The 26,148-nt window shown below is 52.9% G+C and carries 23 protein-coding genes; 18 read left to right on the top strand and 5 right to left on the bottom strand.

Annotated elements, in window-relative coordinates; translation table 11 throughout:
* Positions 1–30: 30 nt before the first annotated feature.
* On the bottom strand, positions 31–1,494 hold the full coding sequence (gene pdxR, locus FAP39_RS11060; RefSeq protein ID WP_138016460.1) for a MocR-like pyridoxine biosynthesis transcription factor PdxR: 1,464 nt from the start codon (positions 1,492–1,494) through the stop codon (positions 31–33).
* A gap of 162 nt (positions 1,495–1,656) precedes the next feature.
* A complete protein-coding gene (locus FAP39_RS11055) occupies positions 1,657–3,057 on the bottom strand; it encodes an aminotransferase family protein (RefSeq protein WP_138016459.1) in 1,401 nt (466 codons plus the stop codon).
* A 411-nt stretch (positions 3,058–3,468) separates the two neighbouring features.
* Between FAP39_RS11055 and FAP39_RS11050 the strand changes: the two genes are divergently transcribed.
* From FAP39_RS11050 to FAP39_RS11025, 6 genes are all read left to right on the top strand, one after another.
* Complete coding sequence (locus FAP39_RS11050; RefSeq protein WP_138016458.1) at positions 3,469–4,467, top strand: taurine ABC transporter substrate-binding protein; 999 nt, start codon at positions 3,469–3,471, stop codon at positions 4,465–4,467.
* A 94-nt stretch (positions 4,468–4,561) separates the two neighbouring features.
* On the top strand, positions 4,562–5,368 hold the full coding sequence (locus FAP39_RS11045) for a taurine ABC transporter ATP-binding protein (RefSeq protein WP_138016457.1): 807 nt from the start codon (positions 4,562–4,564) through the stop codon (positions 5,366–5,368).
* Positions 5,369–5,373: 5 nt separating this feature from the next.
* Positions 5,374–6,684: an ABC transporter permease gene (locus tag FAP39_RS11040; RefSeq protein ID WP_138016510.1), complete on the top strand. Its 1,311-nt coding sequence runs from the start codon at positions 5,374–5,376 to the stop codon at positions 6,682–6,684.
* 181 nt (positions 6,685–6,865) lie between these two features.
* Positions 6,866–7,342, top strand: coding sequence for an SsrA-binding protein SmpB (gene smpB / locus FAP39_RS11035; protein WP_138016456.1), 477 nt, complete (start codon positions 6,866–6,868; stop codon positions 7,340–7,342).
* Between the two features lie 90 nt (positions 7,343–7,432).
* Positions 7,433–8,287 (top strand): 3-mercaptopyruvate sulfurtransferase, encoded by an 855-nt coding sequence (sseA, locus tag FAP39_RS11030; protein ID WP_138016455.1) that lies wholly within the window; start codon positions 7,433–7,435, stop codon positions 8,285–8,287.
* A complete protein-coding gene (locus tag FAP39_RS11025) occupies positions 8,287–9,471 on the top strand; it encodes an amino acid aminotransferase (protein WP_138016454.1) in 1,185 nt (394 codons plus the stop codon). The genes sseA and FAP39_RS11025 overlap by 1 nt, the downstream gene beginning before the upstream one ends.
* A 267-nt stretch (positions 9,472–9,738) precedes the next feature.
* Here the strand turns inward: FAP39_RS11025 and FAP39_RS11020 are convergent, their stop codons facing one another.
* On the bottom strand, positions 9,739–9,963 hold the full coding sequence (locus FAP39_RS11020; RefSeq protein ID WP_138016453.1) for a hexameric tyrosine-coordinated heme protein: 225 nt from the start codon (positions 9,961–9,963) through the stop codon (positions 9,739–9,741).
* 206 nt (positions 9,964–10,169) lie between these two features.
* A complete protein-coding gene (gene trhA, locus FAP39_RS11015) occupies positions 10,170–10,811 on the bottom strand; it encodes a PAQR family membrane homeostasis protein TrhA (protein WP_138016452.1) in 642 nt (213 codons plus the stop codon).
* Between the two features lie 342 nt (positions 10,812–11,153).
* On the opposite strand from trhA, the gene FAP39_RS11010 reads away from it, so the two are divergent.
* Together FAP39_RS11010 and FAP39_RS11005 are read left to right on the top strand one after the other, a co-directional pair.
* Entirely contained in the window at positions 11,154–11,831 is a 678-nt protein-coding gene (locus FAP39_RS11010; protein ID WP_138016451.1) for a TetR family transcriptional regulator C-terminal domain-containing protein, read from the top strand.
* A gap of 281 nt (positions 11,832–12,112) precedes the next feature.
* On the top strand, positions 12,113–12,427 hold the full coding sequence (locus FAP39_RS11005; protein ID WP_138016450.1) for a hypothetical protein: 315 nt from the start codon (positions 12,113–12,115) through the stop codon (positions 12,425–12,427).
* Here the strand turns inward: FAP39_RS11005 and FAP39_RS11000 are convergent.
* Positions 12,400–13,542, bottom strand: a complete 1,143-nt coding sequence (locus FAP39_RS11000; RefSeq protein ID WP_246059088.1) for a DUF3095 domain-containing protein — start codon at positions 13,540–13,542, stop codon at positions 12,400–12,402. The two genes, FAP39_RS11005 and FAP39_RS11000, sit on opposite strands and share 28 nt — an antisense overlap.
* Before the next feature lie 114 nt (positions 13,543–13,656).
* On the opposite strand from FAP39_RS11000, the gene FAP39_RS17545 reads away from it, so the two are divergent.
* The 10 genes from FAP39_RS17545 to FAP39_RS10955 all read left to right on the top strand — a co-directional run bounded on the left by FAP39_RS17545 (position 13,657) and on the right by FAP39_RS10955 (position 26,134).
* On the top strand, positions 13,657–13,815 hold the full coding sequence (locus FAP39_RS17545) for a hypothetical protein (RefSeq protein WP_171006834.1): 159 nt from the start codon (positions 13,657–13,659) through the stop codon (positions 13,813–13,815).
* A gap of 42 nt (positions 13,816–13,857) precedes the next feature.
* A complete protein-coding gene (locus FAP39_RS10995) occupies positions 13,858–14,649 on the top strand; it encodes a DeoR/GlpR family DNA-binding transcription regulator (RefSeq protein WP_138016449.1) in 792 nt (263 codons plus the stop codon).
* The gene (locus tag FAP39_RS10990) at positions 14,646–15,434 is read left to right on the top strand and encodes an inositol monophosphatase family protein (RefSeq protein ID WP_138016448.1); all 789 of its coding nucleotides are present in this window, start codon (positions 14,646–14,648) and stop codon (positions 15,432–15,434) included. Before FAP39_RS10995 ends, FAP39_RS10990 begins: the two co-directional genes overlap by 4 nt.
* Before the next feature lies 1 nt (position 15,435).
* Positions 15,436–17,118 carry a Na/Pi cotransporter family protein gene (locus tag FAP39_RS10985; protein WP_138016447.1) on the top strand — a complete coding sequence of 561 codons (1,683 nt, stop codon included), beginning with the start codon at positions 15,436–15,438 and terminating at the stop codon, positions 17,116–17,118.
* A gap of 193 nt (positions 17,119–17,311) precedes the next feature.
* A complete protein-coding gene (locus FAP39_RS10980) occupies positions 17,312–18,073 on the top strand; it encodes a DeoR/GlpR family DNA-binding transcription regulator (RefSeq protein ID WP_171006833.1) in 762 nt (253 codons plus the stop codon).
* Between the two features lie 87 nt (positions 18,074–18,160).
* Entirely contained in the window at positions 18,161–20,623 is a 2,463-nt protein-coding gene (locus tag FAP39_RS10975) for a GcvT family protein (protein WP_138016445.1), read from the top strand.
* 36 nt (positions 20,624–20,659) lie between these two features.
* Positions 20,660–21,712: a GlxA family transcriptional regulator gene (locus tag FAP39_RS10970; RefSeq protein WP_138016444.1), complete on the top strand. Its 1,053-nt coding sequence runs from the start codon at positions 20,660–20,662 to the stop codon at positions 21,710–21,712.
* A 140-nt stretch (positions 21,713–21,852) separates the two neighbouring features.
* Positions 21,853–22,869 (top strand): putative 2-aminoethylphosphonate ABC transporter substrate-binding protein, encoded by a 1,017-nt coding sequence (locus tag FAP39_RS10965; protein ID WP_138016443.1) that lies wholly within the window; start codon positions 21,853–21,855, stop codon positions 22,867–22,869.
* 134 nt (positions 22,870–23,003) lie between these two features.
* Positions 23,004–24,113, top strand: a complete 1,110-nt coding sequence (locus FAP39_RS10960; protein WP_138016508.1) for a putative 2-aminoethylphosphonate ABC transporter ATP-binding protein — start codon at positions 23,004–23,006, stop codon at positions 24,111–24,113.
* Positions 24,113–26,134 carry a putative 2-aminoethylphosphonate ABC transporter permease subunit gene (locus FAP39_RS10955; protein WP_138016442.1) on the top strand — a complete coding sequence of 674 codons (2,022 nt, stop codon included), beginning with the start codon at positions 24,113–24,115 and terminating at the stop codon, positions 26,132–26,134. The genes FAP39_RS10960 and FAP39_RS10955 overlap by 1 nt, the downstream gene beginning before the upstream one ends.
* The last annotated feature ends 14 nt before the right edge of the window (positions 26,135–26,148 follow it).

Genomic DNA, 26,148 nt, shown 5'->3' with positions numbered 1-26,148 from the left:
GGCCAGTGGGTGCGCTAGAATATATCCAGTTTACGTATTTGCGCGCAACGCATCCGCAATCAGCGCCACTCCTTCGGGAATACGCTGAGTTGGTATGGATGAATATGCGAGACGATAGAAATTGCGTGGCCGGCCTGTGCCATGAAAGAACGTACGTCCGGGCTCAATCAAAACGCCTTGCTCTCGCAATGTTTGCGCCAGAATTTCGGTATCAATGCCATCTGGGGCCTGCATCCAGAACGAAGATCCGCCATGGACACCCTGGCCCGCGATGGTCAGCCGGTGCTCGTCCAAAGCGCTTTGCATCGCGGCGCGGCGCGTGCGTAGCGCTTCTCGAATGCGCCGGACCAAGGCGTCGTAGTGCCCAAGGGACAGGAAATAGGCGGTCGTGCGTTGAATGTGCCCCGGTGGATGGCGCAAGACGCTGGCGCGCAGGGCGCGCGCCTCTCGGATAAAGCTTTCTGATCCGACGAGATATCCAAGGCGAAGGCCGGGAAATACCGATTTTGAGAAACTCCCAACGTAGATCACGCGCCCTTCTGTATCCAGAGATTTGAGCGCGGGTGATGGCGAGTTCAAAAAGGACATTTCGAATTCATAATCGTCTTCGACGACGAGGGCGTCCAGTTCGCGCGCACGTTCGAGCAACGCGTGTCTTCGGGCCATGGGCATGGTTGCGGTGGTTGGGCATTGATGGCTGGGGGTCGTGAAAATAACATCCGTTTGCGGCGGAATAGAGTCGGGCAAAAGCCCATCCCGGTCAACCAGCAAAGGCGCCAAGTGACACCTGGATTGTGTCAAGATATCGCGTAGCGCGTGATAGCAGGGGTCCTCTATGGCAGCCATACGCCGCTGGGTCAGCAAGACTTGTGCTGATAGCCAAAGCGCATTTTGGGCGCCCAAAGTGATCAGGATTTCCTCGGGGCGTGCCGTGATACCGCGCCTTGGCAAAGTATTCCGCGCGATAAATTCGACCAACCGAGGGTCATCTTGATCATAATAGTCGGTCGTGAGGGCCGTGAAATCCTTTTGCCCAAGAGCCTGAAGCGCACATAGCCGCCAATTTGCATGGTCAAACAGTGTCGGATCGGCCTGCCCGTAAATGAATGGATACCGAAAGCTAGCCCAGTTTTGCGGTTTGACGGGGGTGTCGCCTCCGGTAAAACGCCGTCCGATTGCGCGCGACCAGTCGATCGTGTCTTCACCGCGTTGTTGGGGGGAAAAATCTGGGGGAACCGGCGCATTCTCGGACACAAAATATCCAGACCGACCGCGCGACATCAGATAATCGTTCGCGAGCAATTCGGTATAAGCCAAAGTGACGGTGATCCGACTGATGCCCAAATGGGTTGCCAGTTTCCGCGTGGATGGAAGCCTTTCCCCACAACGGAATCGGCCGGACAAAATGCCCTCGGCAATCATTTGTTGAATTTGTGATTGCAAGGTGCCTTGAAATTGGGGGCTAAGAAAAAACGTTTCTACGGCGATCGTCATGTGGAAGCTCTGGCCTTATTGAGCATCCAATCTGGCCTGATTGCGAATCGAAATCAAGCGTTTCGGTTCAGTTGGGGGCGTGCAGTGCCAAAGTCGCTTGGTGCGAGAGTGCAGTGCCCGCGCCAACGGCGCGAGCACGGTAGGGGATTTTTGGGGCTGAAATCAGCCAAAGACCTTGGTCAGCGCGCGGTCAACGGCATCTGTGATCGCGTCGATGTCGTCTGCTGTGGCGATCAGCGCAGGCGAGAAACACAAGACGTTGTTGCGGTCTGGAATGGAACGGTTGGCTGCCCCGATAATGACGCCTTGCGCGCCACAATCGGCCACAACAGCCATCACATCTTTTTCCGCTACAGGTTCTTTGGTGTCGCGATCTTTCACAAGCTCTGCACCAAGGAACAGACCTTTGCCACGCACATCGCCAATGACGCCATGCTTTTCCATCAACGCATCGAGATTCGCTTTCATGCGGTCCCCCATTGCGGTGCAGTTCTCTAGCAGGCCTTCGTCTTCGATGATGCGCATGTTTTCAAGCGCGGCCGCAGGTCCTGCAGTACATCCACCAAACGTAGAGATGTCACGGAAGTGGTTCAGCTTGTCATCCGGATTGTCTTTGAACAAATCGAACACTTCTTCTGTGGCAACCATACAGGCAATCGCGGCATAGCCCGAGGCAACGCCTTTTGCCATGGTCACAAAATCGGGTTTGATATCATAGTGCTGATATCCAAACCATTTGGTTCCTGTGCGCCCGACGCCACAAACAACTTCGTCAATGTGAAGCAGAATATCGTATTTCTTACAAATTTCCTGCACGCGCTCCCAATATCCTTCTGGGGGAGTGATGACGCCGCCACCCGCGGTGACAGGTTCAAGGCAAAGAAGTCCTACTGTCTCAGGACCTTCCTTGAGGATGACGTCTTCGATCAAATCTGCGGCGGCCCGCCCGAACTCGGCTCCGGAAAGATGCTCAAGACCCAGTTCGTGTTTGCGATATTCCATGCAATGCGGGACACGTACAAAGCCCGGAGCCAGTGGACCATATTGCATCACCCGCTCGTCTTGGCCGCCAGCAGACATCGTGGCAAGAGTTCCACCATGATAGTCACGGTCCCGGAACAGAATCTTGTATTTCTTGCCGTCATACTTCTTGTGGGAAATTTGGCGGACAAGCTTGAAAACCTTCTCGTTAGCCTCAGAACCCGAGTTGGTATAGTAGACGCGGCTCATGCCCGGCATCTTTGAAATCAGCTTTTCCGCGAACAGCGATCCGGGAATAGATCCAGCAGATTGCGCAAAGTAGCAAAGTTTCATCAATTGGTCATGTACAGCTTTGGCAATAGACTCGCGCCCATACCCTACGTTTACAGTCCATACACCGCCAGAGACTGAGTCGATGTATTCTTTTCCGTTTTGATCCCAAACGCGCATATCTTTGCCTTCGATAATGACGCGCGGGTCGCTGGTCTCAAAAGGTTTATGCTGAGTTAGGTGATGCCATACGTGGGCTTTGTCTGCGGAGACGACCTTGTCCAGATCGTTGTCGTTGAAGTTGCCGTCCATCGGTGCACCTCGTATTATGTGAGTGGAGTTTCCTACTTTTCGGGAAACATAAATGGGCCGGAAGAATCCGGTATATCCTGATGGCATCCTCGCTGGATTTTGCATCAATTCAATAGGGCCAGAGCTATTGATGTATAAGTCCAGCGAGTTTTTTTTACCGTGAGCATTTTTGTGAAAATCTCGTGGAAAATTCATTGTTTTTAAGTTGGTAGGGGTCGGTGTTCCAAGGTGTGGGCTGTTGGAGGGCGACAGCAAAAGAAGGGTCTGAGGTGAAATAGTTGTTGATCGGTGATGTATTTTCCCGTCGGATTGAATGCGTCGGGGCGCGAACCCTGTCCAAATCCGCAAGAGGCGCAAGTGCCCGGCGGATACAAATGCACAAAGAGTGCAGATCAACACGGGAGAAAATATATGCCTATCAAACGAAAGTTGACTGGTGCGGTTGCAGCGATTGCCTTGCTAAGCGGCGCGCAAGCCGCAATGGCAGAAGATCTTACGGTCGCCTACTTTCTAGAGTGGCCAATGCCATTCCAATACGCCAAAGCCATGGGTACCTATGAGAAAGAACTTGGCGTCGCGATCAACTGGGTCAGCTTTGACACGGGCACTGCGATGAGCGCGGCAATGGCCTCGGGCGATGTTCAAATTGCGGTTAGCCAAGGTGTTCCACCCTTCGTTGTTGCGACGTCTGCAGGGCAAGACATCCAAACGGTCGATGTCGCAGTGAGCTATTCCGAAAATGACAACTGCGTTGTTGCCAGCGCACTGGAAATTGACAAAGACAGTGCCAGCGAACTCGCCGGTAAGAAAGTTGCAGTGCCGTTGGGAACCGCTGCACACTATGGCTTCCTAAGCCAAATGAACCATTTTGGCGTAGACATCGGAGGTCTTGATGTTGTCGACATGGCCCCAGCTGAAGGCGCGGCAGCGCTTGCGCAGGGATCGGTCGATATGTCGTGTGGCTGGGGCGGTGGTCTGCGCCGTATGAAAGAACACGGGAATGTCCTGCTGACTGGTGCGGAAAAGGAAGCGCTGGGAATTTTGGTATTTGACGTGACTGCCGCTCCTGCGAACTTTGTCGCTGAAGAAGGTGATATGCTTGCAAAGTTTCTCAAGGTTACAGCCGACGCAAATGCGATGTGGAACAGCGGAGATCACATGGCAGAGATGTTGCCCGTCATTGCGAAAGACGCCGGCATGAGTGAAGAGGACGCGAAATCGTCTCTGATGACGTTCTCGTTCCCATCAATTGATGAGCAACTTGATGACAAGTGGCTTGGTGGCGGCGCGGCTGTCTTTATGAAAGGTGTGGCCGACGTATTTGTGGCTGCCGGGAGCATTGATGGCGCATTGGATAGCTATGCTGCATCTGTGAACACTGCGCCGCTGGCTGCTGCCAAAGGCATGTAAAAGTGTACTGAGGCGCATAGCCTCAATACCATCTTAGGGCGGGCCTTGGATCACAAGGCTCGCCACATTTTCCACTGAAATTGAAAGGCGGACCATGTCAGGACTGTCGATCGAGAGTATCTCAATGAGGTTTGACCTGCCCGACGGTGGCGCGGTTCAGGCACTCAAGGATGTGAGCCTGCATCTTAAAGAAGGCGAATTGCTAAGTGTTTTGGGACCTTCTGGGTGTGGTAAGACCACCTTGCTCAACATCTTGGCGGGTTTTTTGGCTCCGACAGAGGGCCAGATTGTGATGAACGGCCATACTGTGCTTGGGCCCGATGCCGAACGGGGCATGGTGTTTCAGCAGGGCGCTCTTTTTGAATGGATGAGCGTGCGGGAAAACGTCGGCTTTGGCCCCTCGATGAAGGGGATGCCCAAAGAAGAAAAAGCCGAGATTGTGGATCATCTGCTGGATGTGGTTGGCTTGCAGGACTTTAAAGAAAAGGCGGTATACGAGTTGTCGGGCGGCATGCAGCAACGTGTTTCGCTTGCGCGGTGTTTGGCCAATGACCCTGATGTGATCTTGATGGATGAACCTCTGGGCGCTCTGGATGCGTTAACGCGAGAAAAGATGCAAAGTTTGGTTCTTAAGCTTTGGAAGGAAACCGGAAAGACAATTATTCTGATCACCCATTCGGTGGAAGAAGCATTATTGTTGGGGGAACGCCTGATCGTGATGGCACCTCGCCCCGGGCGGATCCACAAGGAATATGAGCTGCCATTCGCGGATATGGGCGTTGGCCAAGATCTTCGAGACGTCAAAAAACATCCCGAGTTCGCTGAACGGCGAGAGGAAATTCTGGGTATGATTTGGGATATGGAAGAAGAGATCATGGGCCGTACGGAGGACGCACAATGACATCGTTGATCCCGTTTCTACTCTATGCAGGCATATTTATCGGATCGTTTTACGTGGTGCGGTTCATTCGGCATCGCACAGCCATCCGTGATTACACCTCTCTGAAAACCGTAACGTTTGGGGATGAAAGCGCGGTGCGCTCGAACCGGACGGCTTCGATTATTTCGATCGTCACGATCTTCTTCATGTGGGGAACATTTACCGGGTCTGTTATTGTGCCTTCTTTCCTGCATATGCCGGGCCCTTATGTTGGGGATGGGCAATTTGATGTGGTCGTTCAAGCGCCAGATGGCACCAAGGATTCATCCACCGTGTACTGGCGGGTGGCACAACCAGATGCTGATGCCATGCCGCAAGAAGTCGATGAGGGAACTGGGGCGGCGCTGAACGATACAGTCCTGATCCGCAAATATCGAAGTGGACAGGTACGTTGGGATGTGAACGATACCGCCAAACGTAAGGCGGGCGCACGCATCGTCGAGGTTGACGGTCAGCCCGTAAATTTCGATCACAAACGTCGTGATGACAATGGAAATCTGGTTGACGAAAAACCCGAGATCAGAGTCGAAAACGCCACAATCACGTTCACAGACAAAGGGGCGCTGAGCGTATCTCCGACCAAGGGCATCCAGATGGAGCCAATCTGGCTCCCGCCTCCGGAGGACGTATGGACGCGATTTATTGAGATTGCCAGTGACGGGTATCAGGGGTCAACCTTGCTCGAGCATCTGGGGTATTCGCTGTTTCGCGTGATTCTTGGCTTCTTGTGTGGTGCGCTTGTGGGGATTCCTCTGGGGTATGCCATGGGGCTGAGTAATTGGTTCCGTGGTTGGTTTGATCCGATTGTGGAGTTCATGCGTCCGGTGCCGCCACTGGCATTGATTCCCCTCGTCATAATTTGGGCTGGGATCGGAGAGGCAGGTAAAATCATCCTGCTCTTTCTTGCGGCGCTGTGGATTATGGCGATCGCCGCCCGATCCGGGGTTTCAGGCGTCAGTATTTCCAAGGTTCATGCGGCGTATTCTTTGGGGGCAAGCAAACGCCAGATCATGCGTTATGTCATTGTGCCCAATTCGTTGCCGGAAATCTTTACTGGCGCGCGGGTCGCGATGGGCGTCTGCTGGGGCACGGTTGTTGCTGCCGAACTTGTGGCGGCGTCGCAAGGCACCGGTATGATGATCATGGTGGCGTCCAAATTTCAGCTGACGGATATCGTCATCATGGGGATTATCCTGATTGGGATTATCGGCTTTGGTATCGATATGCTGATGCGCTGGGCCGAACGTGTCTTGGTGCCTTGGAAGGGCAAGGGCTGATCCGTCAGAGAAATATCGCGCCGAGTCCGTTTCGGCTCGCATAGCAGACAAGCAGCCGCAAGAGATATCTTGCGGCTGCTTTCATGTGTGTCACCTGACGGCAAATGTGTCGAGAGACCACGTTGGTTTGCCTATGCGGGCCATGGACACCAAACCAAAGCCAATGTAGTCATGCCCGACTATGGCTAATAAATCTAAATCCGATCCGAACTATAAGGTGATCGCCGAAAATCGGCGGGCACGGTTTGACTACGCAATCGAAGATGATCTCGAGTGCGGGATTCTCCTTGAGGGATCAGAGGTCAAGTCTCTGCGCGAGAACTCTGCAAATATCGCAGAAAGCTATGCCGCAGTCGAAGATGGCGAGCTCTGGTTGGTGAACAGCTATATATCACCCTATAATCGCGCCATGTTCAGCCACGAAGAAAGGCGCCGACGCAAGTTGTTGGTCAGCCGCAAAGAGTTGTCTAATCTTTGGAGTGATACGCAACGCAAGGGCATGACCCTTGTGCCATTGGTGATGTATTTCAACCACAAGGGTTTGGTCAAACTCAAGATTGGGATCGCCAAAGGCAAGAAGCTTCATGACAAGCGGGCCAGTGATGCCAAGCGCGATTGGGGACGTCAAAAGCAACGGCTGTTGCGGCACGGCGATTAGGACACGGATTGGCCGCAAGTCTGTTTGCGCCCCTTGCTTCTGAATCACACCAATAGTAGTCAGGTGACTGACAAAAAGGGGGTTCTTACGATGCTGGATAATCCAAAGACACTTGTCTCAACTGAATGGCTTGCCGCGCATTTAAAAGATCCGGATTTGCGTATTCTGGACGGTTCTTGGTACATGCCAGCGCAAAATCGGGACCCCAAAGCAGAATACGATGCCGCACATATTCCCGGCGCACGTTTTTTTGACATCGACGAAATTTCCGATCTGCGTTCTGACTTGCCGCATATGGTTCCTCCGGTTGAGAAGTTTATGTCGCGATTGCGGGCTCTTGGCGTTGGTGATGGGCACCAAGTGGTCATCTATGATGGTGCCGGGCTGATGTCCGCAGCGCGTGTCTGGTGGATGTTCCGTTTGATGGGGCAGACTGATGTGGCGGTGCTAGATGGCGGGCTGCCCAAGTGGCGCGCCGAGAACCGCGACATCGAGGACATGCCTCCGATGATCCGAGATCGGCACATGACGGTGCGCCGTCAAAATCAGATGGTCAAAGATGTGACACAAGTGGCAAGTGCCTCCAAACTGGGAGACTTCGAGATCATCGATGCACGATCGTCAGGACGGTTTCGTGGCGACGAGCCTGAACCTCGCGAAGGTTTAAGATCAGGGCATATTCCTGGTTCTAAGAATGTGCCCTTTGCGACTTTGTTTCACGATGACGGCACGATGAAAGATCCTGCTGACCTCAAAGCCGTTTTTGAGGACGCGAACGTGGATCTTTCCAAGCCTGCCATCACATCCTGTGGATCAGGTGTTACGGCCTGTATCCTAAGTCTCGCCATGGAGCGTTTCGGCAAGACCGACCACGCTGTTTATGACGGATCATGGACCGAATGGGGAGCATTCCCCACTGTCCCAGTTGCAACCGGAGAAGCATGATGCTTAGCAACCTCAAAGCACAACCAGCAGACAAAATCCTTGCCCTGATGGCGATGTATCGCGAAGATCCGCGCCCTACCAAAATTGATTTGGGTGTTGGCGTTTATAAAAATGCACAGGGCGTGACGCCTGTTATGCGGGCTGTAAAAGCAGCCGAGCGTCGCTTGGTCGAAGAGCAGACAAGTAAGGCTTATGTCGGTCTGGCTGGCGATCCCGCGTATTCTGATGCGATGATCAGCCTGATCTTGAGCGACGCCGTGTCCAGAGACCGCATTGCGGCTGCTGCAACTCCTGGCGGCACTGGTGCTGTGCGTCAGGCGTTCGAGTTGATCCGCAACACAAACCCGAATGCAAAGGTATGGGTGTCTAACCCGACATGGCCAAACCACGTGAGCATTCTGAACTATCTGAACATTCAGAACACAACGTATCGGTACTTTGACAGCGAGACGCGCGGCGTGGACTTTGATGGCATGCTCGAGGACCTGTCAGAAGCAAGCGCAGGCGATGTGGTGCTGTTGCATGGGTGCTGCCACAACCCAACTGGTGCCAATTTGAACTTGACGCAATGGCAAACCGTTATTGATCTGTTGAACGAAAAAGGTCTGATCCCGATGATCGACATTGCCTATCAAGGCTTTGGAGATGGTCTGGAAGAAGATGCGGCTGCCACACGTCTGGTTACATCGTCGGTGCCTGAATGTCTGATTGCGGCAAGCTGCTCTAAAAACTTTGGTGTATATCGCGAGCGTACAGGTCTGTTTATGGCGATCTCTGAGAAAGCCGATAATACCGCTGTGACACAGGGAAACTTGAACCACCTCAACCGCCAGAACTTTTCATTTCCGCCGGATCATGGTGCGCGGGTTGTCACAACAATTTTGACAGATGATGCTCTGCGTGCGGATTGGGCCAGCGAGCTTGAAGATACGCGATTGTCGATGCTGGGCCTGCGCGAACAACTCGCAAGCGAATTGCAACGTCTGTCGGGATCGGATCGTTTCGGGTTTCTTGCACAACATCGCGGAATGTTTTCTCAATTGGGCACAACGCCTGATCTGGTCGAAAAGCTTCGCGCCGATTACGGGATCTATATGGTGTCTGACAGCCGTCTGAACATTGCTGGCTTGAATGCAACGACGGTTCCGATCCTGGCAAATGCGATCGTCGAGTCGGGTATCTAATCTCTGGCCAAGATAACGAAAAAGGCCGCTTTTAGATGCTTCTGAAAGCGGCCTTTTGCATTTCTACCCGTTTCAGGCCCAGCTCAATGTTTGGAGTGTGATTACCCGGTTTGGCAGGTTTATCGCGGGTCTGCGGCGGAGGTGGATACAGCATGCGGGAAGCTGCTCGATCATGTCCCACTGCCGCATCAGTGGTGGATAAATTCCACCCTGATGGTTGTCTTGGAGGGGCGGTCTCGTGGGTAGTTGTAATCCGTAGCTTCGGTCTCAGTCGCGCCAGTAGTTGTTTGCTTGGGCCACAGTTTGAAAGTTCGTTGCGACGACGTGGGACGCCATTGTCAGGCTGTCAGCGTTGTTAGCATAGTCATGCCGTAAGCTGCTGCGTGTTTCGTCGTCAGGTTGGGTTTTCTTTACCGCCATTCGCGACAATTTGATCGCAAGTTCATACCCTTGCTCGGGGGTGTTGGTTTGCAGCGTTGGAAGCCAAGACATCGATTTCTCCAATTTTTTTTGATACAATCTCCACAGCTTTGCGGCATCACGGGTCTTAAGTAAACAGCGGGTTTGGCGATTGGGTGATCGGCGAGATGTCTCGTCGCTTGGCAAAATATGTGGAATTGGCAGCGCGGGTTTTACGGAATGTGCTGTTCGTAGCAGCGGTCACCAGCTGACCTGAGTGTTTGGGCGGTGACTGCTGCTTATGCGAACACTGCCATCCACACACCCGCGAACATCACAGCCCCACCGATTGTGACGCATGTGTGCCAAATTGCATATCGGAAGGGCATCGTTTTGCGAACATAGAACGCGGTTCCCACGACGTAACAGGCAGAGCCGCCGATGATGCACCAAAGGCTTGCGACAGGTAGATTGGTCAGGTCGGGCAGGGCGCTTAGGCCAATCGCCCCCAAGCCAAGATATGATGCAGTTGACCAACGTGACTTGACGGTTTCACTGGTGACTTTGTTCCAGATGGCCACAAAGGTCAGCCCCCAGCAAATCCAAAGCAGGGCGAACGTCCATGTTGTTCCACCAAGCACAAAGAACGGGGTAAATGTGCCGGTGATGCTCAGGTATATGGCGGCGTGATCGATGCGTCTCAACAGGGTGCGCCGTTCATGCCAAGGCATAAAATGATAAAAGCACGACGCCACATTGGACAGAAGTGCCGACACTGCATACAGCACAACCGCGAGAACCACGGTGTTTTCATACGCATTCGCCGTCTTGTAGACGAGCACACCACCTGCCGTCAAAATCATGACAAGCCCGAAAATGTGTACGATTAAGTCCATGCGCCGGTGCGTCGGGTCTGAGCTTGGAAAATTTTCTGTGGTCATGGTTGTCTCTGTGGCAAGGCTATTCAGATTTAGGAGTTGGCTGCATGTGTGTCCAGACTTCCGAAGGGTCACCCATACCGGCGGTGTTACAGGTGCCGAGCCTCCCTTTAGACCGGGACTGAGCAACCCTTGGCTTGACTTAGTAAAAAAGCCCGCCCATCCATTGAATAAGTGTTCAATACCAAAAAGAGCGAATTTGCCTATTTTGAAAGCGGAGTGCGAAGGGTACGTGGGGGCATTGATCTTCAACTACGATGCATGCGCCAATCCGTTGACGTCATTTTCAACTCAAGCTGCCCTCGGAAAAGGCCGCAACGAAACATAACTGAATTCGGTGACAGGATGACAAATGCTAAGGTCGGCAAGCCGGCAGCCTCGCAAAAATCGAGAACCGCGTCGAAAGAAGTCCGACGCCAACAATTGATAGATGCGACCATTGAAAGTATCGCTAAGCACGGGGTGTCGGGCACCACGATGACAACGGTGACCGGGTTTGCAGGCCTGTCGATGGGCTTGGTGAATTTTCACTTTAAGAACAAAGAAACACTGTTTGAAGAGACGCTACGCTTTCTTGCGGAAGAACACCGCGATCAGTGGAAGAAGAGCTATGCACGGGCGGATCTAACCCCTCAGGCAAAGCTTTTGGCGATTGTGGATGCGCATTACCATGCACGCATCAACAACCGGAAAAAGATCGCGGTATGGTTTGCCTTTTACGGAGAAGCGGCAAGTCGGGCCAGATATCGCGCCATCATGGAAGAGATCGATCCAGAGCGCTGGGACATTTCCGTCGATCTTATCCGAAAGATCATTTCGGATGGCGCGTATCACAGCGTAGAGGCCGAATGCATCGCAGATACGCTGGAAGGTCTCTACGACGGGTTCTGGCTAAATATCCTGATGTATCCCGCAAAGTTCTCGCGACAAACCGCCAAGAGCCGCATTCGTGCCTATTTGGCAGCGACCTTTCCGCGTCATTTCGAAACCTCACACCCAGAGGCTGAAAAAGAAGCAAAGTGAAACGCTATATCTGGCTCTGCCGCAGAATTGGAGTGAGGTCGAGGGTACCCCAACCGCGAGATACAGTCATCCTGCAAGCGCAGCGAACTGGCTAAATCCGTTGTCTTGCATATCAAATTTTTTCGTCCTGATCATCTGCGCGACCTCGATACGTTCGAGCTTTGTTGCAGATGTGTTGTGACGTTCGGATATCATGACAGGTCGGTATGCTATTCGCAGTGGAAACGGTGTCGCCCCGTTGAGCGAAAGGTGTCTACGGTCTGGTGCAATGGGACGTCGCTATGGCAGAGATGTTTGCGAACGCGGGCGATGCGGCTGGCGTGATTGGAAAATGGCATATTGGTCATGCGAATGGGCGGTGTCCGACCGGCCATGGATTTTGCGAGTGGTGCGGGGTTCCCTATCCCACAAATGAATCTGACTATCCTTCGTTAGCAAAGTTGTCGGGGAGCGGTGTTTCTAAAGCATTGCGTTTTGCAAAGCACGAAAGGGAACACGCCTTAGAAAAGTGTAAGGCGCAGCTATTTGAATTGCTGGAGGCAATCGAACCAATTCAAGCGCCGGGCCGCTATATCTGGGCGGCAGCACTGGCATAGCCCCCCGAAGCCCCGTCAACAAAATGCACATGGCTGTCTTCGGTGGCGGCGGGCACAAAACAGGTCATCATGGCCTCGTCCTGTTCGTGCAACCCATAGTGCACCAACCCTTTTGCGCGTGCCTGAGCCAGCAGAGCCTTAATTTCGTCTCGGGTCGCTAGATCACAATCTATGGTCATCTTGAGGCCATCGTCAAATTTTCGATAATCGGCGTTGCGGGCCGTCATCTCGCGGTAATGGCGGGGTTCGAAATTGCCAAGCCGCATGCCGGACATAAACAGGCCCCAAATCAACGCGTTGGAAAACAACAGCTTGGCACTTTGCCACCAGAGCGGGCGGGTTTTGCGCGACACATGCGCCTCGAGCGTCAGCCCGTCAGGGGGGAACCGGAACGCAGGCCCTTGCGGTGGTACCGGGTGGCCTGACCTGTTCAAACGATCAGACACCGCAAGAACATCTTGCGCCACTTTGGCAAAATCCGCCTCAGAGGTTGTCTTGGATGGTTTGACCACAAGGGACAGAACCATGCCATTTTGGGCCGCAATGTTTGACCACCGGCACGACAATCCGGTTAAATCTGGTGGGGTGATGGGGTCCACGTCTGGTATTTTAAATCGCCCGGCTTTCATTTCGGCCTCGGCCCATGCCAGACCGCCGCCAGAGAACATCGCATAATCCACGCCATCGCTGGCCTTGAGCCGTGCCACACGAAGGTCATGACCAGCATGTCTGATTTGCGAGACGGTCACTGTCGCAATACGCAGTTTAATTCCAAACTCTTGGTCTGCCCAATTGCGCACCGCGCGCAAGGCGGCCTCGGCTGTGTGTCGGTGTTCGGGGCGCACCACAAATCCCGCGCCATCGCCGCCAAACACATAGGGAATGCGCAAAGGTTGCGCGGCATTGATCTGGGCAGAGATGACCGCAGCGCCCACCATGTTGACCGTTTTATAACGTCCGACGGCGATCTCGGCTGTGGAATTGACAACATCCGCGACCCCCAAGACCCATTCATCCGGCAGGGTCGAATAGTGTGCGGGATTGCAAAGATGTACAAAATCAGTCGTCGCAACCATGCCTTCAAAGGCATCGCTGGTATCGGGTAAATGCGCCATGTCCACTCTGCTTTTGATTTGTTCACCCTAAATACGTCAGCACCAAGGTCTTGGATCATTAATTCATGCGTTTTGATCTGACCCTGCTGTGCGCACCAAAGTATGGATGCTCGCGTGCAGGCCGTACCCGAGAATGTGCGCTTTGCGGTGGGGCATATTCCTGCCGGAGTGGTGCCTGAAATGCCCGAGACCTTGGGCAACGACACCTCATTTTGCGATGTTGTGTGGAAAAATCTTGAATTTTTTGAAATATTCGGTCAAAAAGCCACATGATAGTGGCAATATGAGGAAAGGCTCCGCCTTTCAGTGTTTAATATGACGGATGAACTCACACATTCTCACCGAGAGGTAGAGCTTCTTGATGCAGTGCGCAGGTTGGGAGGGTTTGCTAAGAACTCTCAATTGGCGGGTATTCTTGGTGTGTCAGAGGAAACCATCCGGCGTTCCATCAAGTCGCTGTCAAAAGCCGGTGCCGTCGCACGGGTCCATGGCGGAGCGTATCTGGTCGGAACACAAAGTGACCCAAGTTACTTTCGGAGAATCGCCGAGAACTCTGAACAAAAGCGCCTTGTCGCTCGGGAGCTGTCACAGTCCATTGTTGATGGTATGACGCTATTTTTGGATGTTGGAAGCACCACAGCATTTGTTGCGGAAGAGTTGCGGCAAAAAAGTAATTTGACGATTGCCACAAATTCAATTCGCGTGGCCCAGTCTCTTGTCGGTCAGAGCGGGTGCCGTGTCTTTCTTCTTGGGGGCGAGATGCAGGCCGATGAATTGGGCGCATTCGGTCACGTTTGCGAGCGTCAGGCGCGTCGGTTCTGCTTCGACGTCGCTGTTTTAAGTGCTGATGCCCTGAATTCAAAAAGCGGCTTTCTGTATCTGAACCCTGCGGAAGCCAGCCTTGCGGCTGTTGTCAGTGAGTGCGCCGAGACAACGAAAGTGGCGATGACGCACCACAAGTTTGAAACCAAGGCTCCGCATTGGGGGTTTTCCCCCAGCATCGTCGAAACGTTGTTCGTAGATCAAGAGCCACCCCCGAAGCTGTCTTCGACCCTAAAGCAATGGGATGTCAAAGTTCAGCTCGCGCATGGAAAGAAGTCAAAATGATTGAGGTAAATGATGCTGTTGTTGCCCATGTAAATCGCTTGGCAGCGCTGGCCGGTGAGACCGCAATGGGGTACTTTCGCAATCCTCTCGAGGTCGAACTCAAAGACGACGAAAGCCCGGTTACACAGGCGGATAAGGCTGTAGAGGTGTGTGTCAGGACCTATTTGCAAAAGCATTTTCCAGACGACGGAATCGTGGGCGAGGAATTTGGCCAACTGGATCAATCTAACAAGGTTTCAGACAATGTTTGGTCGATCGACCCCATTGATGGAACGCGCTCGTTCTTGTCGGGGCATCCGTTGTTCGGCTTTCTGCTTGCGCGCTTGCACAAGGGCGTCCCCGAAGTGGGTGTAATTGGAATGCCTGCATTGGGTGAAACCCTTGTGGGGCGCCGACGTGTTGGAACCACACTCAATGGTCGTCAGGTATTTTCGTCAAGCCAGACCTCACTAGACAGCGCAATCGTCTTCATAAATGAGGGCGAGAAGCTTATCGCAGAATGCCCTGAGGTGCTTTCGAATATTTTGAAAGTCGGTCACACGCGCCGGTTTTCTTATGATTGCTATCCCCATGCCCTATTGGCGATGGGGCAAGTGGACGTGGTTGTCGACTATGATCTTCAGCCCTACGACTATTTGCCGATTGTGGCGGTGGTTGAAGCCGCCGGAGGTGTTGTGACTGATTGGCAAGGCAATCCGCTGACCTTGTCTTCTGGCGGAACCGCCATTGTGTCGGCCGCAACGCCAGAGCTGCATGCGCAAATCTTGAGCGAATTGGAAATCTAAGATGGCGATCATCAGCTTCTTGGTAAGTTTGGCGGGGGCAACAATGCTGTTGCTGTTTGCTGTTCGTATGGTGCGTACCGGAATTGAACGCAGCTACGGGGCATCATTTCAGCGTATGTTAACCCAAAACCAAAGCATGCTGAGCGCCAGTTCGTCTGGCTTGATGCTTGCGATCGTCCTGCAGAGCTCTGCGGCCGTAGCGCTGCTGACCGCTGGTTTCGCGGCAAGCGGCTATCTTGCGTTTTCAACGGGTTTGGCAATTGTGCTTGGTGGCGATCTTGGATCGGCGCTCATTATTCAAATTTTGTCCTTTAAGATGGACTGGCTTGTGCCCTTGCTTTTGGCAGTTGGCGGTTGGCTCTTTGTCAAAGTCGAAAACAAAAAAGGCCGTCAGCTGGGGCGTATTCTTATGGGAATCGCCTTTATTCTTATTTCGCTGCAGTTCCTGAGAGAAGCGGTCGCACCGATCCGCGACAGCGCGTTTTTGCCAGCGGTGGCTGACTATTTGGCGCGTGATTTTCTCACAGCCTTTTTGGTCGGTGTTGCGTTGGCGTTCGTGATGCATTCAAGCGTTGCGGCCATATTGATGTGTGTCACCCTCGTTCAGATTGATGCCATTCCGTTTGCTGCGGCCTTGTCGTTGATGCTTGGGGCGAACATGGGCAGTGCGCTTATCCCGATTTGGTTGACACGCGGCATGAACACGGACGCGCGGCGTATCCCGATTGCGAACCTGATTTTACGTGGGACCTGGGCGGTTTTAGTGTTGATGGTTATCAATCTGGCGTTTGATCCCTCCGTGCTGTTATTCACTGAAGCTGGCCAATCTCTGATCTATGCGCATATCGGGTTTAATCTTTCGCTGCTGGTGTTGATGCTGCCGTTTTGTCGGGGGCTGGAGGCTCCTTTCACACTGTTGTTTCCGACTTTGACGGCGGCGCAAGCTGATGCGCAAAACTTCCAAACCGCCAGTGCTCTCGATACGGCAGTTCTGGAGTCCCCAACCCAGGCGATTTCGAGCCTCAAGAGGGAGTTGCTGCGCATGATTGATATGGTCGAAGTGATGTTCCGTTTGGTGCCGGATATGTACGAGCAGGGAGATGAAGAGTTGTTTCAGTCCGCTGTGGATCAGGACGAAGTGGTGAATTCAGCGCTTTCCGGGGTCCGGTCCTATGTGGCCAGCATGCCGCAGGATGCCTATCGCAAGCAGGATATCAAAGCAGTTCGCGGTCTGATGGATTATGCCATTCGACTGGAAACCGCCGGGGATGTGATCTCGAAGAAAATTGCATCCGTCGCAAAAGAAAAGCGCGACGGGCATATGCGGTTTTCTGATGAAGGGTGGAGTGAACTGTTAAAAATGTATGATGGCGTGCGCGCAAATCTTCAGCTTGCGAGTAATGTTCTGATCTCGGATGATCTCGAGAGCGCGCGTCTGCTGGTCGTGGAAAAAGCAGAGTTTAAGCGGGCAGAGCGTAAGAGCCGCAAGCGCCATTTGGCGCGATTGCAGGGTGGCAGAGTCGAGAGCTTTGAGACCAGTGATGTACATTTGGAAACCCTACGGGCGTTGAGAGATATCAATAGTCACATTTCAGCGATTGCCTACCCAATACTCTATCGCAATGGGCAGCTTCTCGAGACCCGTCTCATCGAAAGCTTGGAGCTAAAAGAAGCAAACTCATAAAGGGTGGAACGTATTACAACGGTCTATTGCGCGGCCACGGCGATACCCTCACTCGCGATTGGGTCTCTCGGGCCCCGTATATCTGTCGCTATTATGGGTGGCACGTATCGTGGTGGCCCGGACCTCGACCAATTGAATGGACAATCCCCCTCGGATTTGGCAAAGTTTTGCAAAATATTGTCTGAGTGGAGAAATGCCAATGCTACCAGCGGAGCGTCACGCAATTATTCTGAAAGAAGTCGCACAACAGCCTGCTATTTCTATTCGTGCGCTCACTGAGAAGTTAGGCGCGTCCCGTGAAACAATTCGCAAAGACATCGAGCAGTTGGCTGGCGAGAACAAGCTGAACAAAGTGCGTGGCGGGGCGACCCAGATTCGAACCGAGGAGCCCGCGGTTGAAATGCGTGCCGCGACAAACCCAAAAGGGAAGGCGCGAATAGCGCAGCATGTTCTGGATAAAATTCCAAATGGTGCGTCTGTCATTATCGACAATGGGTCAACGACGCTTGCCTTTGCACGTCTGTTACGAGAATTTCGTACAGATCTTTCTGTTTGCACAAATGACTTAACAATCGCAGAGCTTTTGGGGCCGGTTACAAGGGAGTTGACCATATTGGGCGGCCGGTTGGACGTAAAGGAGAACGCCACATTCGGATCAGCGGCGATTGAGAACCTGTCGCGGTTTCGAGCGGAATTTGCCGTGATTGGTGCCGGTGGACTCAGTGGAAAGGCACTTTTTACTGACTTCTCCCGCGATGCGGCGGACTTGCGACATCTGATGTTAGAGCATGCAGAGCACGGCTTTGTGTTGGCTGACAGCAGTAAATTTTCGGTCGTTGGTCAGGTGGTTATGCGGCGGTTCCCTGCAAGCACAACCGCGGTGCTGGATACGGAACCACCCGCCGAGGTGATGGCTGCATTACTAGAAAAGGCAGTTGCATTCGAAATTGCATAACTGCCAATAAAGAAAAATATTGCCAAATTTTGCCAAGTTGCAGTAGGGTGAGTCGAACAGATTGATTCCTTTGCATGGAGCTTGGACATGGCGAGTAAGAATTTCCCGGACAGAGCGCAGTACGTCATCATTGGTGGGGGCATCGTCGGGTGTTCCGTTGCATATCACTTGGCTAAGATGGGTCACACCGATGTCGTACTGCTGGAGCAGGGGCAGTTGAGCTGTGGGACAACGTGGCATGCTGCGGGTCTTGTGGGGCAACTTCGCAGTCAACCAGCGATGACGAATTTGATCCGGTATTCGACTGAGCTTTATGCACAGCTCGAGGCCGAGACAGGTCTTGCGACTGGGTGGAATGAATGCGGATCGGTCACCGTCGCCCGAAGTGATGACCGTATGACGATGCTGTTGCGCACAGCCGCCGCAGCGCGTGCGCAAGGTGTGGATGTTGATGTTATCACGGCTTCCGAGGCTCAAGATAAATGGCCGGTGATGCAGGTCGATGATGTCAAGGGTGGGCTATGGATGCCTGGAGATGGCAAAGCGAACCCCACTGATCTGACGCAGTCGCTTGCCAAGGGTGCACGTATGAATGGTGCAAAGATCATCGAGGGCGTGACCGTCACCGATATTTTGACCAAGGATGGCGCGGTCACGGGGGTTGTAACGGATCATGGCACAATCGAAGCTGATGTCGTTGTCAATTGCGGGGGCCAGTGGGCACGTAAACTGGGTCAGATGTGTGGGGTGAATGTGCCGCTTCATTCGGCCGAGCACATGTATATCGTGACCGAGCGGATCGAAGGTGTGAACCCTGACCTTCCAGTGCTGCGCGATCCCGACGGATATATCTATTTCAAAGAAGAGACGGGCGGTCTTGTGATGGGGGGCTTTGAACCAGAAGCCAAGCCGTGGGCGATGGATGGCATCCCGGACAAGTTCTTTTTCCAACTCTTGCCGGACGATTGGGATCAATTCGAAATCTTGCTGGAAAATGCGCTGATCCGTGTCCCACAGATGGCGGATACCGGTGTACGCAAATTTTATAATGGCCCAGAGAGCTTTACGCCCGATAACAACTATCTGTTGGGCGAGGCACCGGAGCTTAAGAACTTTTTCGTCGGTGCGGGCTTTAATTCGATGGGGATTGCCAGCGCTGGCGGGGCAGGGCGCGCCTTGGCAGAATGGATCGTCGAGGGTGGGCCTACTTCGGATTTGTTTGCGGTCGATATTCGACGGTTTGCAAATTTCAACAACAATCCAACTTGGCTGCATGATCGGGTCAAAGAAACGCTTGGGTTGCACTATGCGATGCCTTGGCCCAACCGCGAGCTGGATACCGCACGCCCGTTTCGCCGGTCAGCGTTGTTTGATCGTCTCAAGGCCAAGAACGCCGTCTTTGGATCAAAAATGGGCTGGGAGCGCGCGAATTTCTTCGCAGCTGAAGGTCAGGACCCTGTTATTGAATACAGCTTTGGACGTCAGAATTGGCACGACAATGTTGCGCAAGAGCACAAGGCGACACGTGAAGACGTTGCGGTCTTTGATCAGAGCTCGTTTGCCAAGCTTCTGGTTCAGGGGCGCGACGCCTGTGAACAGTTGAACCAGATTTGCGCCGCGAATGTTGACGTTGAAATCGGTGACACGGTGTATACGGGGGTGCTGAATGAACGCGGGGGGTACGAGAGTGACCTTACCGTTTTGCGTCTGAAAGCACAGGAGTTCATGTTGATCACCGGATCTGCACAGGCCGTGCATGATGCCGATTGGATCCGGAAAAACTTTGATGAAAACGCCCATGTGTTTCTGACCGATGTGACCGCCGCGTGGTCTGTTCTTGCGGTGATGGGACCGCGGTCGCGTGACGTGCTCAAGACGTTGACCAAAGCTGACTTGTCGAATGAGGCCTTCCCGTTTGCCACATCTCAGGAAATCGATCTTGGGTATGCGACTGTGATTGCCAACCGGATGACCTATGTCGGGGAACTTGGGTGGGAATTGCTTGTGCCCGTCGAGTTCACAGCGGGAGTCTATGACGACTTGATGGCCGCTGGTGCGGAATTCGGTATTCGGGATGCAGGCTATTATGCGCTAGAGGGTCTTCGTCTGGAAAAAGGGTTCCGGGCTTGGAGCCGCGAGCTGACGCCGGATATTTCACCCCTTCAGGCGGGCCTAAGTTTTGCGGTCGATTTCGACAAGCCAGGTGGGTTTATCGGAAAGGATGCGCTGCTTGCGGCGAAAGCCGATCCGGATCACATGAAAACCCGCATTATTCAACTGGTTCTGGAAGACAGTGCCCCGCAACTTTGGGGCGGCGAGGCGGTGCTCTGCGATGGTGAAGAGATCGGTGAGGTCCGGTCTGCCGCCTATGGCCATACACTGGGAGCCTCAGTTGCGCTTTGCCAGTTGGATGCGACAGAAAAGGTCACAGCGGATTTCATAAGGTCACACACCTTTGAAATTGATCTGGCGGGTATCAGGTTTGCGGCCAAGGCCCATCTGCGGTCACCCTATGATCCGAAAAGTGAGCGGCCAAAAGCAAATGGCTGAAAAAGGTTAGCCAACACGAGAAAAGGGTGCCGTCTCATGCTTGTTACGCCAGTTAAAAATGCGACGGCACAAAACACCACCACGGTGGGCTTTTTGTGCGCAGACGGAATGCCTTTGGATCAACTCGCGCTTGGCTTAGAGTATTTAAAGTTGGCGGGGCAATTGTCCGGCGATGAAGAATACTCGGTTGTTCTATTGTCAATTCACGGTGGGGACATCACGACGTCCTGTGGGATGGGAGTGTCGACGAACCCCATCGGGCGCGATGGTGCCGACTTTCACGTTCTCGTTCTGCTTGGTGGTCTCCAATCAACCAGTGAGCATAAGCGCTTGCGGGCGCGGACAGTGAGGGGGCACCTAAGGGTGGGGGCGATTGTGATAGCCGTTGATCGGGCGGTGTTTGCTCTGGCGGAAACCAAGGTGCTGAATGGTCTGACCGCGAGCGTGTCTGCGGATTTGGCGCTGGCATTCCAAGAACAATTTCCAGACGTTCAATCAACCCGAGAAGACAGTTTCAAAGCGGGTCGAATATGGACTGCAAGCGCTGGTTTTTCGTTTCTAAGCCTGTTGTCTGGAATGGTGGCGCGCCAGTTGTCACAATCAAAATTGAATGAGCTAAATCGGAATTTTTTGACCTATCGGCCAACACTTTCTTGCGGTTGCACCCTCAAACCTGACGGACTGGAGAGCGGTGACACTGGCAATGAGGCGGTTGATAAAGCGATTCACTATTTCCGAACGCACATGGAGGAGCCGCTTCCACTTAGCGATGTTGCTAAGAAAATAGGCGTTTCTTTGCGGCAGCTCGAAAGACACTTTAGGAGTGCGACAGGGTTGTCTCCTAAAGCGTACTATATCTACGAGCGGATGGAGCAAGCCAAGATGATGGTGCATGCGACGAATATCTCCCTCCAAGAGATCGCGCTGGCAACCGGTTTTGGATCCTATGCAACCCTTTCATATAGATACAAAAAAACATTTCAGGTCACGCCGGTCCAAGAACGGCGTCAACGCGCACAGAGGGAAAATTTCTATTACGTTGGACAAAACAATAGGTGCGCAGGAAATCCGCAAGAATTCGTACTATAAGTTCAATTTATGTAGTTGTAGGAATTATCGATTTTTCTTGTTGAACCAAAGTGCGAAAGATACCCTTGTCAAAGACGCCTATTCAAAGGTGCGAACTCACGCTGCCAATAACGGCGATAACCAACAGAGGAGAAAACTAGATGTATAAAACTAGAGGGATAACTTCGGTTTTGGCGGGGGCGCTCATGGCGACCTCGGCGATGGCCGAAACTGAACTTACTGTCTATACGGCTGTCGAGGCCGAAGATTTGGCGCGCTATGCGGCGACGTTCAATGAAAGCAATCCGGATATCAAGATCAATTGGGTCCGTGACTCGACCGGGATTATTACAGCGAAACTGCTGGCCGAACGCGACAACCCACAAGCTGACGTGGTCTGGGGTTTGGCTGCGACGTCGCTTCTGTTGCTAAAGTCGGAAGGCATGCTTGAGGCTTACGCTCCTGAGGGTGTTGGCGAGCTAGATCAAAAGTTTGTCGATAAAGATACTCCTCCTGCATGGGTTGGTATGGACGCGTGGGTTGCTTCGGTGTGCTACAACACGGTCGAAGCAGAAAAGGCTGGCCTGACGCCGCCTAAATCATGGCAAGACCTTACTGATCCTCAATATGCTGGCCACGTGATCATGCCGAACCCAAATTCATCGGGCACTGGTTTCCTTGACGTTTCGAGCTGGTTGCAGATCTTTGGTGAAGAAGGTGGTTGGGCGTATATGGATGCGCTTCACGGCAACATTGCGCGCTACACCCACTCGGGGTCAAAGCCATGTAAACTGGCTGCGGCTGGCGAAATTCCGATCGGTATTTCCTTTGCATTCCGCGGCGCAAAATCCAAAGCTGCTGGGGCACCTCTTGAAATTATCGTACCGACAGAAGGCGTCGGCTGGGATATGGAAGCCACCGCGATTGTGGCGGGTACTGCAAATCTGGAAGCCGCTCAAAAACTGGTCGATTTCACGGTTACCAAGGGTGCGAGTGAAATGTACAACACAGGGTATGCTGTTGTAGCCTATCCCGGTGTTGCCAAGCCTGTTGAGCATTTCCCGGAAGGCTTGCTTGAAGCGATGATCGACAACGATTTCGAATTCGCTGCGAACAACCGCGCAGCAATTCTTAAAGAATGGCAGAGCCGTTACGATGGAAAGTCAGATCCTAAGTAATACTCCGATGCGAGGAGCAGCTATTGCTCCTCGCAATTCGCATGACCTCCCCACCACTTCCCGCGAAAAGTTTCCGGCAAATCCCGGAGCATCTGGCGTGCGCGCCAAACGATAAAGTAAGGACCAATCCAGTGATGCAACCTACCGCCTCAGGCGAACTTTACCTCAGTATCGAGAACCTATGGAAAGCTTTTGGTGACTTTTTGGCCCTCAAAGATATTTCTCTTGATATCAAAGAAAGCGAATTCATTTGCTTTCTCGGCCCATCAGGTTGCGGCAAGACGACATTGCTGCGCGCCATTGCCGGTCTTGATCTTCAGACCAAAGGGACGATCATGCAAGATGGCAAAGACGTTTCGAGCTTGCCACCGTCCGAGCGTGACTTTGGGATTGTTTTTCAGTCCTATGCACTGTTTCCAAATCTGACGATTGAAAAAAATATCGCCTTTGGACTTGAGAATGCTGGCCGGAGCAAGTCTGAAATCGCAGTACGTGTCCAAGAATTGCTAGACCTTGTTGGCTTGCCAGATCAGGGCAAAAAATACCCAGCGCAGCTCTCGGGTGGTCAGCAACAACGCATTGCGCTGGCGCGTGCAATCGCCACCAATCCGGGTCTGCTGCTGCTGGATGAACCGCTTTCGGCCCTTGATGCCAAAGTACGTGTGCACTTGCGTCATGAAATCCATGAACTGCAACGTAAATTGGGCGTTACCACGGTCATGGTGACCCACGATCAGGAAGAAGCTTTGGCGATGGCTGACCGTATTGTGGTGATGAACCATGGTGTGATTGAACAGGTCGGATCTCCTACCGAGATTTATCGGGAACCTGTGAACCTGTTTGTTGCCGACTTCATCGGTGAAATGAACCAAATCCAGTCCACAGTGATTGAAGGTGGTCGACTGAGTGTGGGTGAGAAAACATTCGCCTGTCACGATCATACTTTCACCGACGGAGACCTTGTTGTGGCTGCGATCCGCCCCGAGGATGTAATTCCACACGAAGACGGCTATCAACCAAGTGCGCAAAACCAGAACTGTATTGATGTTCTGCTGCACGAGATGGAGTTCTTGGGATCATTTTGGCGGTGTCGCTTGCAAAATGAACGGTTTGGTCAATCCGAGTTGATTGCCGATTTTTCGATCAACGCGGTGCGCCGTCTTGGACTTGGCGCTGGCAACAATATGGTCATTGAACTCCCTGCTGATCGCCTGATGGCCTTTGAACGCCCGGAGGTGGGGTGATGTCAGTTTCATCTACAGAATTGTCTCAACTGCCAGCCGGACCAAATGTAAAAGGCAAGCTTAGCCGGGATGACCTGGTTATGCGTGGCGGCATGGCTGTGATCGCCTTGTACCTGATTGTGACGCTCGCGTTGCCGCTCTACACGATGTTGTCCAAGTCGTTCTCGACCTATCAGGTTCAACTGTCACAATACGAATTCCAGGTTAGCGATGAAGATGGCATCTATGATGGGACCATTTTCACCGGAACCGAGCTTAACAATACTACGGGCGTATATGACCATACCGACCTGAGCACGGGCGCGGACGGACGTTTGCCGGTCTCAAAATTCTTTCCTGATTTCAGCTTTCGCAGCTCGGTCATGTACCAGCTTCGCAATACGGCTGAGGGTGGGCGCTTTCTTGTCGGGTCGACGCTTCACGACAGCACCGAATGGCTTGAGGTTGACTCAAATACCTTCCGACGCGTTCAGTTGCGCCCGGTAAAAGCCAGAGGCATTGATAACTTCGTCAATTACTTTTCGACACCGGCGTTGTTTAACTCTATCAAGAATTCGCTTTGGATTTCTCTGCTGAGTACGGTTGTGACCGTGTCTCTGGCATTTTGGTTCGCCTATGCGCTGAACCGGAGTTGCATGAGATTCAAAGGGCTGTTCCGGTTGGTTGCCATGGCCCCAATCCTTGTGCCGTCGCTTTTGCCTGGCATTGCGCTGGTCTATCTGTTCGGCAACCAAGGGATGCTCAAGGAGCTGTTGTTTGGTGCCAGCATCTATGGGCCGATCGGGATTGTGATCGGCTCGGTGTTCTTCACCTTTCCACACGCCTTCCTCATCATTTCGACCGCTTTGGCCATCTCTGATGGGCGTCTTTACGAGGCGGCGACAAGTTTGCGCGCGTCTCCGTGGCGCACTTTCTGGACAGTCACCATTCCTGGTGCACGCTATGGTTTGATCTCTGCGGCCTTTGTTGTCTTCAACTTGGTGATTACCGACTTTGGTTTACCCAAGGTGATTGGCGGCCAGTTCAACGTTCTGGCGGTCGATATCTATAAACAGGTGATTGGACAGCAGAACTTTGAGATGGGGGCCGTTGTGTCCGTGATCCTGATTATCCCGGCGTTCTTTGCCTTTGGGATTGATCGCATGGTGCAATCAAAACAGGTTTCGTCTCTGACGGCCCGGTCGGTACCTTTTGAACCTAAGCCGAATAGCAAGACTGATAGTCTGTTCTTTGTGTACTGCAGCATCATCGGCTTGTTTATCATTGGGATGCTGGCCGTCTGTCAATTCGCCGCCCTGATCAAATTCTGGCCGTATGATCTTAGCCTGAGCCTGAACAACTATCAGTTTGATAAAATGGACGGCGGCGGTTGGGGGTCCTACTTTAACTCGATCAAACTCGGCCTTTTGACTGCCGTCGTCGGTACATCAATCGTGTTCTTCGGGGCCTATTTGGTCGAAAAATCCAACGGATTTTTGGTCGGTCGCGCAGCGTTCCAAATGCTTGCGATGCTGCCAATGGCAATTCCGGGCATGGTTCTGGGGCTGGCTTACATCTTCTTCTTTAACAACCCGTCCAACCCCATGAGTGGAATTTACGGCACAATGGCGATCCTTGTGATCTGCTCTGTTACGCACTTCTACACGGTCTCGCATTTGACAGCTGTGACAGCGCTCAAGCAGATGGACAGAGAGTTTGAATCAGTATCTGCATCTTTGAAGCAGCCCACGATGAAGCTCTTCAGTCGGGTCACGGTGCCTGTCTGTATGCCCTCAGTGCTGGATATCTCGATCTACTTGTTCGTCAACGCCATGACAACGGTGTCTGCGGTGGTGTTCCTGTATTCTCCAAAAACATCACTGGCGTCGATTGCCGTGCTGAACATGGATGATGCAGGCGATATCGCACCCGCAGCCGCAATGGGGATGATGATCTTCTACACAAATGCTGCGGCGCGGATCATCCACTTGATTGCTTCAAAAGGGCTACTCGCAAAAACCCAAGCGTGGCGGAAACGCTAGGGGTCTTGATGACA

The sequence above is a fragment of the Shimia litoralis genome (genome assembly GCF_005518135.1).
Classification (GTDB): Bacteria; Pseudomonadota; Alphaproteobacteria; order Rhodobacterales; family Rhodobacteraceae; genus Shimia_E; species Shimia_E litoralis.
Note: the sequence above shows the minus strand (reverse complement) of the source record. Positions and strands in the feature narration are given on the sequence as shown.

Excerpts from the sequence above, each read along its gene's own strand:
- sseA (WP_138016455.1), top strand. The coding sequence starts at position 7,433 with ATGCTGGATAATCCAAAGACACTTGTCTCAACTGAATGGCTTGCCGCG.
- FAP39_RS10980 (WP_171006833.1), top strand. The coding sequence starts at position 17,312 with ATGCCAATGCTACCAGCGGAGCGTCACGCAATTATTCTGAAAGAAGTC.
- FAP39_RS11020 (WP_138016453.1), bottom strand. The coding sequence starts at position 9,963 with ATGTCTTGGCTTCCAACGCTGCAAACCAACACCCCCGAGCAAGGGTAT.
- pdxR (WP_138016460.1), bottom strand. The coding sequence starts at position 1,494 with ATGACGATCGCCGTAGAAACGTTTTTTCTTAGCCCCCAATTTCAAGGC.
- FAP39_RS10990 (WP_138016448.1), top strand. The coding sequence starts at position 14,646 with ATGATTGAGGTAAATGATGCTGTTGTTGCCCATGTAAATCGCTTGGCA.
- FAP39_RS11005 (WP_138016450.1), top strand. The coding sequence starts at position 12,113 with ATGGCAGAGATGTTTGCGAACGCGGGCGATGCGGCTGGCGTGATTGGA.
- FAP39_RS11055 (WP_138016459.1), bottom strand. The coding sequence starts at position 3,057 with ATGGACGGCAACTTCAACGACAACGATCTGGACAAGGTCGTCTCCGCA.
- FAP39_RS10960 (WP_138016508.1), top strand. The coding sequence starts at position 23,004 with ATGCAACCTACCGCCTCAGGCGAACTTTACCTCAGTATCGAGAACCTA.
- FAP39_RS11025 (WP_138016454.1), top strand. The coding sequence starts at position 8,287 with ATGCTTAGCAACCTCAAAGCACAACCAGCAGACAAAATCCTTGCCCTG.
- FAP39_RS10995 (WP_138016449.1), top strand. The coding sequence starts at position 13,858 with ATGACGGATGAACTCACACATTCTCACCGAGAGGTAGAGCTTCTTGAT.
- FAP39_RS10975 (WP_138016445.1), top strand. The coding sequence starts at position 18,161 with ATGGCGAGTAAGAATTTCCCGGACAGAGCGCAGTACGTCATCATTGGT.
- FAP39_RS10970 (WP_138016444.1), top strand. The coding sequence starts at position 20,660 with ATGCTTGTTACGCCAGTTAAAAATGCGACGGCACAAAACACCACCACG.
- FAP39_RS11000 (WP_246059088.1), bottom strand. The coding sequence starts at position 13,542 with ATGGCGCATTTACCCGATACCAGCGATGCCTTTGAAGGCATGGTTGCG.
- FAP39_RS10985 (WP_138016447.1), top strand. The coding sequence starts at position 15,436 with ATGGCGATCATCAGCTTCTTGGTAAGTTTGGCGGGGGCAACAATGCTG.
- FAP39_RS10955 (WP_138016442.1), top strand. The coding sequence starts at position 24,113 with ATGTCAGTTTCATCTACAGAATTGTCTCAACTGCCAGCCGGACCAAAT.
- smpB (WP_138016456.1), top strand. The coding sequence starts at position 6,866 with ATGGCTAATAAATCTAAATCCGATCCGAACTATAAGGTGATCGCCGAA.
- FAP39_RS11050 (WP_138016458.1), top strand. The coding sequence starts at position 3,469 with ATGCCTATCAAACGAAAGTTGACTGGTGCGGTTGCAGCGATTGCCTTG.
- trhA (WP_138016452.1), bottom strand. The coding sequence starts at position 10,811 with ATGACCACAGAAAATTTTCCAAGCTCAGACCCGACGCACCGGCGCATG.
- FAP39_RS10965 (WP_138016443.1), top strand. The coding sequence starts at position 21,853 with ATGTATAAAACTAGAGGGATAACTTCGGTTTTGGCGGGGGCGCTCATG.
- FAP39_RS11045 (WP_138016457.1), top strand. The coding sequence starts at position 4,562 with ATGTCAGGACTGTCGATCGAGAGTATCTCAATGAGGTTTGACCTGCCC.
- FAP39_RS11010 (WP_138016451.1), top strand. The coding sequence starts at position 11,154 with ATGACAAATGCTAAGGTCGGCAAGCCGGCAGCCTCGCAAAAATCGAGA.